Genomic DNA, 12490 nt, shown 5'->3' on the forward strand with positions numbered 1-12490 from the left:
TTGAAGCGCGAGACAAAAGATGCCTCAGCCCGCGTTGGCAAGAGCATAGGGTAAAAAGCTGAAGAGATCTTAGAGAGTTCGGCAAAAACAAAGGCATATGTTGCCCGTTCAAAACAATCGAACGGGCGCGCCGTCTTAGGATTTCAACATCGTCGCTCAATCCGCGCCAAACAGATCCCGCGTGAAGACCTTGCATTCCACATCCAGGAGATCGTCTGTCATACGGTTGGCCACAATCACATCCGCCTCCGCCTTGAAAGCATCAATGTCACGCACCACCCGCGAGCGGAAGAAGTCCTCTTCCTCCAACACAGGCTCATAGACAATCACCTCAACACCCTTGGCTTTCAGACGCTTCATGATGCCCTGCACAGAGCTTTGGCGGAAATTGTCCGAGCCCGCCTTCATCACCAGACGATAGATGCCCACAACCCGCGGCCCCTTCATCAGGATCTGATCGGAGAGATAATCTTTGCGCGTGCGGTTGGCGTCCACAATCGCGCGGATCAGGTTTTGCGGCACATGGTTGTAATTCGCCAGAAGCTGCTTTGTGTCCTTGGGCAGACAATAGCCGCCATAGCCAAAAGACGGGTTGTTGTAGTGATCCCCAATGCGCGGATCGAGGCTGATGCCCTCGATGATCTGGCGCGAGTCCATGCCACCAGCGATGGCATAGCTGTCGAGCTCATTGAAGAAGGCTACACGCATCGCCAGGTACGTGTTGGCAAAAAGCTTGATCGCCTCTGCCTCCTGCGGATCGGTGAAGCGCACTTCCACATCCTTGCGCACCGCGCCTTCCAACAGAAGATCCGCAAAGATCCGCGCCCGCTCCGACTGCTCCCCCACAATGATCCGGCTTGGATGCAGGTTGTCATAAAGCGCCCGGCCCTCACGCAGAAACTCAGGGGAGAAGATCACCTGATCCGTATCCAGCTGCGCCCGAATGTCAGTCACATAGCCAACCGGAATGGTGGATTTGATCACAATCGTCGCAGAGGTGTTCACAGCGATCACCTGATTGATCACGGCCTCAACGCTGGAAGTGTCAAAATAGTTGGTCTTCGGATCATAATTCGTCGGCGTCGCGACAATCACAAAATCCGCATCTGTGTAAGCTGCCGCGGCATCGGTGGTTGCGGTCAAGCTCAGCTCCCGCGAGGTCAGAAACTCTTCCAGCTCCGCATCCACAATAGGGCACTTGCGCTCTTTGACCATCTGCACCCGCGCCTCAGACACGTCGACAGCGACAACCTCATTGCTCTGAGCCAACAAAACCGCATTTGACAGCCCAACATACCCCAAACCCGCAACAGCAATTTTCATTCAAATGGTCCCTTTTCGAATGTGTTACTTGGAGCATGCTTTGAAATAGGAGTCTAGTTTCTCGGTGGGGCAATTCGACCGGGTTCATAAGTCGTTTAGACCAACTGCTAATCGAGAGAATAAAATCTAAGAAATTGTCGGTTCAAATTTGACTTTAAACTAGAGCTAGCTAAGAAGGCGCCCTGGCTCTTTCAAGCTCAATGATTGCCACGTCTCATATCCTCAAACCAGTTTACCTTATGGCGAAAATTTAAGTGAAACGTCCCAACACAGCGCTTTCACACGAATTACGCTATTGCCGTTCACGGAAACCGCGGGACTAAGTCCTCCGGTAGCAATCCACTGCCCGTGGCTAAGCGGCGCATTGTAGCGTTCCGCTAGCGCTATGAAATCTCGTGCAGCCCCTAATGGCCCACCAATTACATTTTGCGCAAGCGCGTCGGTAGCGAGGGGCCGGCTATCTAACCAAGTCTCTACCTTAAAGTTTTGGGCCAACAAATCTTCACTGTATGCTTGGACCCCAGAAATCCAGAGGGCCCCTGCTCCCGCCCGGTCACAAACTTGGGCTCTCAGCTCCGGTTTAAGCCCCTCCGGCAAAACGGTCGCCGGGAGCTCAAACCCAATTCCCATCTGTGAAAAGCGCCAACCGCCCGTATTGTCTTTGGACAGCTGAAGCATGATCTCCGGTTCCGCGAGCGGGTTTCTCAACCCTTGAATTGAAATATTGTCCCGCCCCGAACACACTTCCTCCGAACTCAACGGGCCAAAAAACGCCTCATCGTTCTCGAATACTTTACGCGACCAAGCATTAACTCCACCAATTTTCCAGGCTGACGGCCTTGGAACCTGAGCGAAAGAAACACCATAGCATTGTTCTATATCTTCCGGCAGCATTTCGACCGACAGTTTCGCATCAGCTGAGGCACCTCGTGCGACCTCCAATGCATTCTTAACTTCCATGTGGCTAAGCATCGCCGTTTCCCACCAAATTTCCATCAGTCCTTTGTGTCTGTCTAACAACAAAAACACCGAATTTTTGCAAGCCTTCAATGTACAGTTTGGAAGTTCCAACTTGCACGTGCCGTAGGCTCTGAGTAATGTCCCGAAAAATTCGTCAGAAGTCGATATGCACAGCGTCAAATCAACTTGTAGTAGAATCCAAATCGAGCCGAAAACGAGTGAACCAATATGAAGTTGCGAACCGCGATTATCGGCTATGGGAAGATGGGAAAAATCCGCCACAAAGCGATGGAAAGCCATGGTGGCTTTGACGTCGTTGTTGCCTGCGATACAGCAATAGACCCAAGCGCCACTGTACCTATGGTCACTAGACCTTCAGATGTCTATGATTTCGCACCCGATGTTGTAGTTTGTAGCGTACCGAACATATTTATACCTGACTTGGTTTGCACTGCACTGAGTCATGGCAAACATGTGTTTTGCGAAAAACCTCCTGGTCGCAACTCGTCTGATGTCCAAAAAATGATCACCGCGGAGCGGGCAGCAGGCGGCTCAGTTCTTAAATTTGGCTTCAACCATAGAGTGCATGACGCGATTGAGGAAGCGCAAAAACTCCTTTCCGCAGGCACCATGGGAGACCTATACTTCATGCGCGGGGTGTATGGTAAAGCAGGTGGGCCGGACTATGCAAAAAACTGGCGTAACGACCCGGAGCAATCTGGGGGCGGTATCTTAATAGATCAAGGCATCCACATGCTTGATTTATTCCAAATGTTTGCAGGTAATTTCTGTGACATACAAAGCTTTGTACAGCGAAAATTTTGGACGGAGGTCCCTGTAGAAGACAATGCGTTTGCATTGATGAAAACCCCCCAAGGGGTTGTCGCATCATTGCATTCATCAGCGACACAATGGCAACACACCTTCCGACTAGAGCTATATCTTCGCAATGGTTTTATCTCTGTAGACGGCATTCTCTCCGCGTCTGGAAGCTACGGAGCGGAAGTCTTAAATATCGCTATCAATCGCTTAGATAGCTCCGGAAACCCATCTCCGAACCCAGAACTGCAAGAAATCCGGTTTACCCAAGACCTGTCTTGGAACAAAGAAGTTGCAGAGTTCTACGATGCCGTCGTGCACGGGAAACCCATAAAGTGTGGTACCTCACAACAAGCATTAGACGTTATGCAGCTTGTAGAAGCGATTTATCAAGCGGACCCTGAATGGAGCCAAACGCTGCGAACCTCCGCGACGGAAGTCACAGGATAAAGTCATGCAATCACCCGTTTTTCTAGATCACTTACCTGACTTTGAGAAGATTGGAGGAGATAAACCAGCAAGATATAGATGGCAACGCAACCAGTCGCTACTTCAACTCCTGCTAGACTCCGAGACCATATGGACAAAACGTTGCGCCTGCCCCGCTTGCGGAGAGCAGTCGACAAACTGTAAAAGCTTTTCAAAGGCCCTCCTCGACTTCCAACGCTGCACCAAGTGTAATTCAATTTTTGCGCAGCGCGTGCCTACACAAGAGAAACTAGATCAACTGCGTATCGAGCTCATAGAAGACGGTCCGCCTGAAAAAGACCGTGAGTTCGAATTTATTTCTTTGCTCAATTGGGTGAGCATTACAGAAGCTAGAATTGAGCGTTCTCTCGATCATGTGGTCGACATCCGTTTCTCCAGTCAAATGGCAGGCTGGAAGGAAACAACCGAGCGCTTAAGCCACAACCGAACCTGGGACTTTATTGATTTGTCTCCGGACACTTGCGATTTCACTGACCTCAGCGCGGCACTTTCTCAGAGTTCTCCAAAAGCAGTTCTCTTGCCCGTAGAACTGGATAGGGTCGCAAACCCGGAAATGCTGCTCAACGCCATAAAGAAGAGTTGCCCAAAGCAAACAGTCCTGTTTATTGCCAGTTCATGCGCGGATGGCTTGGAGTACGAAATCCTTGGAGCGGACTCCCCAAGTTTTGTTCCGCTCGACCGGTTAACTGTTTTCTCGATTTCCGGTTTGCAAAGCCTCTGCAATAAAGTTGGACTTTCGGTGCTGGAATGCTCGACCCCAGGCAGATTAGACGCTGTGATTCTGGACACCCATTTCAAAAGCGAAGAAAACTCAAATATCCCCTTCTGGTCGGGCTTCTTCAAAGACGCGGACAACAACCGGCTGCGTGACCTTCAGATTCTCCTCCAGCGCAGCCAAAAGTCAGGCATATTGCGTTTCGTTGCAGAAACCTAGGCGCTTCAACCCAAAAGAGTACCACCTATGACCCCGCATTTCCCTACTTCCGCATATAGCAGCTGCGCGAAGTTCGCCGAAGATTACTTTAGAACACTCGCGAGAGCAGCTGAGCTGAGCGACTTGAGCAAGCTAGACGATGTTGCAGCACTACTAACCAGAACGATAGAGAACGGTAATTTTGTATTCATCTGTGGCAATGGCGGTTCGGCGGGCATTGCAAATCACTCGCTTTGCGATTTTCTAAAGTGCGTACGAACTGACACTGATCTTAGGCCTCGATTTATGTCACTTTCAGCGCACACCGAAATGAACTCGGCGCTGGCTAATGACATTTCTTACGACGAAGTCTTTGCGTATCAACTTCAGTCAATGGCCAGGCCAGGTGATCTTCTGTGGACTGTATCTTCGTCAGGAGATAGCGAAAACGTGGTCCGCGCACTTCAAGTAGCAAAGGACATTGGCCTGAGTTCCATCTCTTTCACCGGTTTTTCAGGTGGGCGGTCGAAAGATCTGGCGGATGTAAACGCACACGTTGAAGCACAAAACTATGGCGTCGTCGAAGACATCCATATGGCCTTCATCCACACACTGACCCAGTATTTGAGAATGTCCAACATGGACGCCAATTTGATCGGGGCACGCAAGTTTTGAGCCTGTGGTCCGACGTTTCACTCCAAGAACTGCATGATTCTGTATGTAAATTGATACCTTTGCTCGTTGATGAAGTGTTTGGTCAAGACGTGGTGACCGAGGAAAAGGGCGACGACGGGCTAGATCTAGTCACGACTATCGACAGAAACATGCAGGCTCGTTTGACAATCGAGTTGGAGCGCATTCTCTCCGGGTCGGTGGCACTCGGTGAAGAAGAATTCGCAAACTACGCGGGAGCGGCGCCAGTTTGGCTGGTTGACCCACTAGATGGGACAGTCAATTTTGTTGCCGGGCTGCCCGCCTTTAGCGTGTCCGTCGCACTTCTTAGAGATGGCCAACCTGTCCTATCCGCTGTCTACGATGTCCCAAACAACACGATGTACTCTGCCATAAAGGGTACGGGATCTTGGTGTGATGGAGCACTTATTAGACCTAAGAAACACGGCGCACGTCTGGCGATCGTTTCCTCAGGTTTGCTTGCAAACCTCACAAATGAAGCCCCAGAAACTCTCTCCAGCTTGTTAAATAGTTTCAAGCTCCGGAATTTTGGCAGCCAAGCTCTTCATCTTTGCTATGTAGCAATGGGCAGCGTGTGCCTCGTAGCAAGCCGCGAAGCAAAGGGCTGGGATGATATAGCTGGCGCTTTGATCGCTCAGGAAGCAGGTATGAAGTACGGGCACTATAAAGACTATTCAACAAAGCCTGCATTTGACGAAAACCAACATAGCATCTGCACTCACCCCGAAGCGTTTGAACAATTTCGCGCAGTCTTCGCTTGTAGTTTGCCAGATACCCTTCCTAATCTGAGGAGCGACCGATGAAGACCGTTGCAATGATACCCGCTCGCATGGGCAGTCAGCGCCTTAAGAAGAAGAATCTGGCACCGCTAGCCGGACAACCATTAATCACCCACGCGATTGAAAAATGCAAATCTACGCAGTGTTTTGACGAGATCTACATCAACTCTGAAAACACTGAATTTGCTAAATTTGCAGATGAATATGGCATTAACTTTTATCAACGCCCCGAACAGCTCGGAAATTCTGTCGCCACTTCAGAAGAGTTCGTTTATGACTTTCTTAAAAACGTTGAGTGTGACCTACTCATCCAGGTACACTCAATAGCTCCACTACTGACCGCTGAAGAGGTGAAATCCTTCGCCGAGACCTTCATCGCGTCGGATGCCGATGTAATGCTCTCCTGTATCGAAGATCAGATCGAAGTCGCCTACAAAGACAAACCGGTCAACTTCACATTTTCCGAAAAAACAAATTCACAAGACTTGCATCCAATCCAACGTGTTACTTGGTCAATCACCGGATGGCGCGCACAGTCTTATATTGATGCAGTCGAAAGCGGGAATATAGGAACCTACAATGGTAAGATTCAATTCTACCCGGTAGGCGCTGTGTCTGGGCACGTGATCAAAACGCAAGAAGATCTCGATATCGCCGAGGCTCTATTGAAAGCTCTTTCTAGTTCAAAAAACGCTTGAGGATGCCAAAGTGAAAATTCTCGTTTCCAACATCATGATGCTAAACGAACGTGAAAGGTTCGATACCTTACTTCGAAGCAAGAACTTCGAACCGCTTTGGCCCAGCGTAAACCAGTTCCTGTCAGAAGCTGAATGTTTGGAGTATGCAGGTCAAATCGACGGTTGGCTTGCGGGTGATGACCAAATTACTTCAAAGGTTCTAACGGCCTCTGTGCCCCGCCTCAAAGTGATCTCGAAATGGGGTACTGGTGTAGACAGCATCGATTTGAGCGCTGCGGAAGCGCTTGGCGTGCCAGTTTGTAATTCCCCTGGCGCATTTCAAGACGCGGTAAGTGAGTATGCCATTGGTCTTCTTTTAGCCGCAACGAGACGGATCGCGCGCACAGACCGGACGATAAGGGAAGGTGGATGGCCCAAGGGAAGATATCCTGGAATGACCGGAAAAACGATGGGGGTCGTTGGATATGGAGCTATCGGGAGAGGTGTCGGCCAGAGGGCTCGCGGGCTCGGCATGCACCTCATAGCGCATGACCCTTTCATGCAAACTGCTACCGACGGCACGAAGATCGTAAGCTTTCAAACGCTCTTGGAAGAGGCTGATGTCATCTGCCTTTGCTGCAATCAAACTGATGAAAACTACCACCTAATTAACGCAAATAGCCTGAACAGCGCTCGCGATGGCGTCATCATTTGTAACGTTGCTCGAGGAGGGCTGATCGACGAAGTTGCATTGATCGAAGCACTGGAAAGCGGCAAAGTGGGCGCTGCAGCCTTAGACGTTTTTGAGGTGGAACCTCTGCCTAAGAACAGTCCGCTCTTGAGCTTTGAGAACGTGGCAGTATCAAGCCACAACGCAAATAGTACGGTACAGGCAATCGAACATGTCCATGCCAATACCTTAGAAAATTTATTCAAACACCTCGCAGCCTAAACGAAGCCTACCACTGTGAAACGCCTCTTTGACGATCTCGCTCATCGCTTACAAAGCCTCTACAAAGCTCTACGCTACTTTAGCAATCATCACCGAGCAAATGAGGACCTCAAACGAGCCAATTTGCTGGCGTTGAGTATGCTTCGAGGCCGGCACAAAGGCCAACGCGCAGTAATTATCGGCAATGGGCCAAGCCTACTCATCAAGGATCTGGAGCGGCTGGGAAATGACATTACCTTTGCATCCAATAAGATATTTCTTGCCTATGGCGAAACCAAATGGCGTCCAACATACTACACAGTCGAAGACCATCTGGTTTTAAAGAATAACTTTTCGGAAATATACAATCTTCAGGATAGCACCAAGCTGTTCCCTTCAAATACAAGAGATTCTGGATATTTCGCGGCAGATACAATATTCGCCCCATCTCTTCAGCCCAAGTCATATGAGACCCCTTTAGAGGATCAGAACTTTCCAGAGTTTAGCACTGATTTATGTCGCGGCATTGGCTGGGGGTCGACCGTAGTCTATAGTCAGATCCAGATGGCACTACATATGGGATGCCGCGAGATCATACTAATTGGGATAGACCACAACTACGAACTCCCAACCAAATCAGATGGCAAAGTGTTCGTGGGCGAAGGAGAACAAAACCACTTCCATCCAGACTATAGACAACCCGGGGAAAAATGGCATCCACCCAATCTGGATGTTCTGGAAGTGTCGTATCGAAAAGCGCGAAAAGTCTGCGAAAGTCGTGGAGTTTTGATCGTAAATGCTTCAAGACAGACCCAACTTGAGGTTTTCCAGCGAGCTGACTTCGACAATATCTTTCCGAGATAGGTGTTCCATGACCGAGAGCGTCTCGATTTACGATGACCGACAATGTTATTTGGGAGAGGGCACTTTCTGGCATCCTTTGAGGAAGCAACTCTTCTGGTTCGACATCGTCAATTGTCGTTTGCTATCCCGCACAAAAAACGAGCAATTATGCTGGGAATTTGACCAGAACGTAAGTGCAGCAGGCTGGATCGACCGTGAACACCTTCTGATCGCAAGCGAAACAGGTCTCTTCCGGTTCAATCTGGAGACAAACCAACAAGCCCCACTTTGCTCAATCGAAGCAGATGACGAAACAACGCGTTCAAACGACGGCCGAGCAGATCCATGGGGAGGTTTCTGGATTGGCACCATGAGCAAATCTGGTGAAGCGGGCAAAGGTGCGCTATACCGATGGCTTCCAAATAATCAAGAGAACAAACTGCGCGTGATAGAAACTGAGATGAGCACACCTAACTCTATTTGCTTTGATCGCGATAGAAACTACGCTTATTTCTCGGATACAAAAACGCGTATAATCTGGCGTCATTCCGTTGACCCGGTCACTGGCTGGCCAGTAGATGAAAAGCAGATTTTTTTGGATCTAAAAGGCGCAAAGAACAGTCAAGAGCGCAAGCCTGACGGTGCGATAATTGATTCAGAAGGGTGCCTTTGGAGTGCTCAATGGGGTTCCGCACGTGTCGCGCGATATAGCCCGGATGGTCAATTTCTTATGGCAATTGAATTTCCAACAGGCCACACATCGTGCCCAGCTTTTGGCGGGCCAAAGCTAGATACTCTTTTTGTATCTACGGCGCAGCAAAACCTACTAGACACAGCAAAAGACTGGCTGCCAAATGCAGGTAAACTACACTCTGCTAATACATCGTTCACTGGAATAGCAGAGCCACAAGTTAAAGTCTCAATTGACTAAAAAGTGTCGAGACCTGTGCTTCCGCAGGACCTTAACAATCACACTATCTCAGACTAAAGATCAGTCAAACAAACTCAGAAGTAAGCGCGCTAAGTACACTATGCGTGTAACTAACAGTCCTCCACTCAAAACCATTAGAGACAAAACATGTCAAAAACAGTAGCAAGATACGCACGCGGCGCAGTAAATCGTCTAAGATTGCTATCCAAAAATCTGCTGGAAGAAAAGAAAACTGGCGGTGAAGTGGCTCTCTCTCAAGAAATCAGAACACCTCAAAAAAACCACGATACGCCCATCGTTACAGATTGGGGTCAGTACCAAATTCCGCAACGGCACAAAGGGAAAGGCCCTTTGCCTTCCCGCCTAGATACTCCCGCCCTACTCAGCCTTAAGAACCGTCATTTCGGCGAAAGGTGTTTCGTTGTCGGAAATGGGCCAAGTCTTACAACAACTGATTTAGACGCACTGCGCTGGGAGTACACCTTCGGATCCAACAAAATTTATCTGGCTTTTCCCGAGACGCACTGGCGCCCTACCTTTTACTCTCTCGAGGATCGACTTGTCATGGAGCAGAACCAAAGAGAGATAATTGGTATCGAGCAGACGATCAAATTGATGCCTGAGTACACCTACAAGTACATGGGTGATGACCCTTCGGTGGTTTACTTCAGGTTCCCCCACATTTGTGACCCGCGAAAACCACTAGAGAGTAAGGACTTTCCTGGATTCAGCATCAACGCAGAGCATTGTGTCTATTGGGGGTCAACGATTGTTTACACCCAAATCCAACTTGCAGCCCATATGGGTTTCAAAGAAATCTACCTCATTGGCATAGATCATAGCTATGAAACGCCGAAAAAAATGGAAAATGGCGCTTACGTGTATAGCGGAGAAAAGAACCACTTCAGCAAAGACTACAGACGCCCCGGAGAAGTTTGGAACAAACCGCAGCTCGAAGTTCTTGAGCACTCCTACAGAGCAGCGCGAACAGCTTGCGAAGAGCATGGTATCAAAATCCGAAACGCGAGCAGAAAAACCGCACTGGATGTTTTTGAGCGCGCTGACTTGGACGAAGTGATTTCAGGATTTTAACGGCATGATTGAAGTCAGCAAAAAAACACAAAACCGCATCAACCAGTTGACGGGTTTTATGCGCAATCCTGAAGTCAAGGTGATCAGCTTCGACATTTTTGACACCCTGCTTTGTAGACCTGTTGTCAAACCAACCGATCTGTTCGACTTGGTGGAAGAAATTGCACGGGAGAAATTAGAAAAACCGTTTCTCGAATTTTCAACCCTAAGAAAAGCAGCGGAAAAACAAGCTCGGGAAATCTGCAGCGAAGATGAGGTGACACTAAACGAGATCTACAGCGAGCTTGCGAAAATCGCTCAATTTCCAGAAGATGCTCTTCAGGAGCTTAAAGACCTTGAGCTCACTGTCGAACGCGATCTTCTGCAGCCTCGTCAGATTGGTACAAAACTTTTTGAAGCCGCGCGCTCAACCGGAAAAAAAGTTGTTATTACGTCAGATATGTATCTGCCTAGAGACTTTATCGTCGAACAACTAGAGCGATGCGGATTTGCAGGTTTTGACAAACTTTATCTGAGCAGCGATCTCCGGATCACTAAGCATAGTGGGCGCCTCTACAGGCATTTGCTGGCAGACTTGGAATGCGAAGCTAGGCAAGTCGTACACTTTGGCGACAACAAGCACACAGACATTCTAAAAGCAGAGGAAAATGGACTTTCTGCTTACCATCTTCCAAAAGCTATCGACGTTTTTCTGGATCACAAAGGAAACCGTGCAGTATGGTACAAACATCTTCGAGAACTCGAATTGGGTGCGCGCTTACTGCTGGGTCTTTCGATAAATAGCGTCTTCGATATCAATATTTTCGATAATGAAAAACGAGATTCTTTGTTTGCTGGAAATGCAAACGTTCTCGGGTATTATGGCGTAGGATTAATGGTCTTTGGCTTGACCAAATGGATCATGCAGCAAGCCGAAGCCGACGGATTTAAAGAAATCCATTTTTTGGCACGCGATGGCAAACTCCCAATGCAAGCCTTTGATAAACTGAAAAGGCTAAGTGGCAGCGACATCCAAGCCAATTATCTGATGGCTTCTCGCTCTTTGTGCTACCCGCTACAGATGAACGAACCAGAAGATGTTAGCCTCAATCCCCAACGCCTCTACGTACATCCGCAAACGAGCATCAGAACGTTGCTGGAGACACGCTTAGGCTTATCCATAGATGCAGGAATCAAGGCTCAGCTTGCTCAGAAGGGTTACAAAAAGCTTGATCATCCGCCAGAAAGCATCGAGAAGTTTTTCATCGATTGTCAGAGCTTTAGTCACACCTCATTGAGAAGCTTTGAGAACGAGAAGCAAACAATTCTAGACTACTACGACGTCCAGATTTCTGACACAAAGACTACGGTTCTGTTTGACATCGGATATCGCGCACGCGTGCAGAAATTGTTGTCTGGGCATTGGAAGAAACCTGTACACGCATATTATCTGATGTCGTTCAGTGATATGCACCCAACGTATTTCTCAAAGGCAGTCACAAGAAACTACCTATTCCCGCCACAGGCAAGAGGCTGGATTACACCAGATTACTATACGGCAATCTTGGAACTCCTGATTTCAGATGTAGAAAGTGGCTCTGTTTTGGGCGTTTCTCGAAACACCGATGGCGAATTCAACTTTGAGTTCGAAGACAACCACATCAACTCGCAAGGAAGAAACCTCGTTCGAACTATGCAAGACGCCTGTCTGAAATTCTTCGATGAGTACGTTCAGTTGTTTGGAAAATATGACAAATATATCAACATCTTGCCACGGACATCCATGAAAGCACTGGAGCATTTCATGACTGTTCCAAGCAGGTTGGATGCCGAACTTTTCAAGAATGTGTCTTTCTCCAATGGCATTATCGGTGACACGTTTACCTTTATCCGCCCCGACCTAGGCCCAAGCTATTGGCAACCCGGAGTTGAAGCACTTTCAAGAGGCAAAGAAACCTATCCAGCGCAAAGCTCCAGCACTTCACCGCGCCCAATAACCTACCAACGCATCCGCTCAGCACTAGCCCGCAGGCTCCGCCGCCTACTTGTTCGCTGACATTC

General features: G+C 48.7%; 12 protein-coding genes. 10 read left to right on the top strand and 2 right to left on the bottom strand.

The annotated features are described in order from the left end of the window. Window positions 1-156: 156 nt before the first annotated feature. Both J7399_RS07635 and J7399_RS07640 read right to left on the bottom strand, forming a co-directional pair. Window positions 157-1323, bottom strand: a complete 1167-nt coding sequence (locus J7399_RS07635; protein ID WP_209085070.1) for a nucleotide sugar dehydrogenase — start codon at window positions 1321-1323, stop codon at window positions 157-159. A gap of 237 nt (window positions 1324-1560) precedes the next feature. Continuing rightward, window positions 1561-2583 carry a hypothetical protein gene (locus tag J7399_RS07640; protein ID WP_209085071.1) on the bottom strand — a complete coding sequence of 341 codons (1023 nt, stop codon included), beginning with the start codon at window positions 2581-2583 and terminating at the stop codon, window positions 1561-1563. On the opposite strand from J7399_RS07640, the gene J7399_RS07645 reads away from it, so the two are divergent. The 10 genes from J7399_RS07645 (at window position 2548) to J7399_RS07690 (ending at window position 12485) form a co-directional block, all read left to right on the top strand. Next, window positions 2548-3552 (top strand): Gfo/Idh/MocA family oxidoreductase, encoded by a 1005-nt coding sequence (locus J7399_RS07645; protein ID WP_209085072.1) that lies wholly within the window; start codon window positions 2548-2550, stop codon window positions 3550-3552. The genes J7399_RS07640 and J7399_RS07645 overlap by 36 nt on opposite strands. Window positions 3553-3556: 4 nt before the next feature. Continuing rightward, complete coding sequence (locus J7399_RS07650) at window positions 3557-4525, top strand: hypothetical protein (RefSeq protein ID WP_209085073.1); 969 nt, start codon at window positions 3557-3559, stop codon at window positions 4523-4525. Window positions 4526-4552: 27 nt separating this feature from the next. Continuing rightward, entirely contained in the window at window positions 4553-5179 is a 627-nt protein-coding gene (locus tag J7399_RS07655; RefSeq protein WP_209085074.1) for an SIS domain-containing protein, read from the top strand. Beyond that, window positions 5176-6000 (top strand): inositol monophosphatase family protein, encoded by an 825-nt coding sequence (locus J7399_RS07660; protein WP_209085075.1) that lies wholly within the window; start codon window positions 5176-5178, stop codon window positions 5998-6000. Before J7399_RS07655 ends, J7399_RS07660 begins: the two co-directional genes overlap by 4 nt. Continuing rightward, a complete protein-coding gene (locus J7399_RS07665) occupies window positions 5997-6674 on the top strand; it encodes an NTP transferase domain-containing protein (protein WP_209085076.1) in 678 nt (225 codons plus the stop codon). Before J7399_RS07660 ends, J7399_RS07665 begins: the two co-directional genes overlap by 4 nt. Before the next feature lie 10 nt (window positions 6675-6684). Then, window positions 6685-7605 carry a phosphoglycerate dehydrogenase gene (locus J7399_RS07670; protein WP_209058139.1) on the top strand — a complete coding sequence of 307 codons (921 nt, stop codon included), beginning with the start codon at window positions 6685-6687 and terminating at the stop codon, window positions 7603-7605. 15 nt (window positions 7606-7620) lie between these two features. Then, window positions 7621-8448 carry a 6-hydroxymethylpterin diphosphokinase MptE-like protein gene (locus tag J7399_RS07675; protein ID WP_209058141.1) on the top strand — a complete coding sequence of 276 codons (828 nt, stop codon included), beginning with the start codon at window positions 7621-7623 and terminating at the stop codon, window positions 8446-8448. Window positions 8449-8455: 7 nt separating this feature from the next. Beyond that, window positions 8456-9358 carry an SMP-30/gluconolactonase/LRE family protein gene (locus J7399_RS07680; protein ID WP_209058142.1) on the top strand — a complete coding sequence of 301 codons (903 nt, stop codon included), beginning with the start codon at window positions 8456-8458 and terminating at the stop codon, window positions 9356-9358. 147 nt (window positions 9359-9505) lie between these two features. Then, on the top strand, window positions 9506-10450 hold the full coding sequence (locus J7399_RS07685) for a hypothetical protein (RefSeq protein ID WP_209085078.1): 945 nt from the start codon (window positions 9506-9508) through the stop codon (window positions 10448-10450). 4 nt (window positions 10451-10454) lie between these two features. Continuing rightward, complete coding sequence (locus J7399_RS07690; RefSeq protein WP_209085080.1) at window positions 10455-12485, top strand: HAD family hydrolase; 2031 nt, start codon at window positions 10455-10457, stop codon at window positions 12483-12485. Window positions 12486-12490 lie beyond the last annotated feature (5 nt).

The sequence above is a fragment of the Shimia sp. R9_1 genome, assembly GCF_017743775.1.
Taxonomy (GTDB): Bacteria; Pseudomonadota; Alphaproteobacteria; order Rhodobacterales; family Rhodobacteraceae; genus Shimia.

What these genes read in the sequence shown, in the direction of transcription:
- J7399_RS07635 (WP_209085070.1), bottom strand. Translation starts at nt 1,323, where the DNA reads ATGAAAATTGCTGTTGCGGGTTTGGGGTATGTTGGGCTGTCAAATGCG.
- J7399_RS07645 (WP_209085072.1), top strand. Translation starts at nt 2,548, where the DNA reads ATGGGAAAAATCCGCCACAAAGCGATGGAAAGCCATGGTGGCTTTGAC.
- J7399_RS07640 (WP_209085071.1), bottom strand. Translation starts at nt 2,583, where the DNA reads ATGGCTTTCCATCGCTTTGTGGCGGATTTTTCCCATCTTCCCATAGCC.
- J7399_RS07650 (WP_209085073.1), top strand. Translation starts at nt 3,557, where the DNA reads ATGCAATCACCCGTTTTTCTAGATCACTTACCTGACTTTGAGAAGATT.
- J7399_RS07655 (WP_209085074.1), top strand. Translation starts at nt 4,553, where the DNA reads ATGACCCCGCATTTCCCTACTTCCGCATATAGCAGCTGCGCGAAGTTC.
- J7399_RS07665 (WP_209085076.1), top strand. Translation starts at nt 5,997, where the DNA reads ATGAAGACCGTTGCAATGATACCCGCTCGCATGGGCAGTCAGCGCCTT.
- J7399_RS07680 (WP_209058142.1), top strand. Translation starts at nt 8,456, where the DNA reads ATGACCGAGAGCGTCTCGATTTACGATGACCGACAATGTTATTTGGGA.
- J7399_RS07685 (WP_209085078.1), top strand. Translation starts at nt 9,506, where the DNA reads ATGTCAAAAACAGTAGCAAGATACGCACGCGGCGCAGTAAATCGTCTA.
- J7399_RS07690 (WP_209085080.1), top strand. Translation starts at nt 10,455, where the DNA reads ATGATTGAAGTCAGCAAAAAAACACAAAACCGCATCAACCAGTTGACG.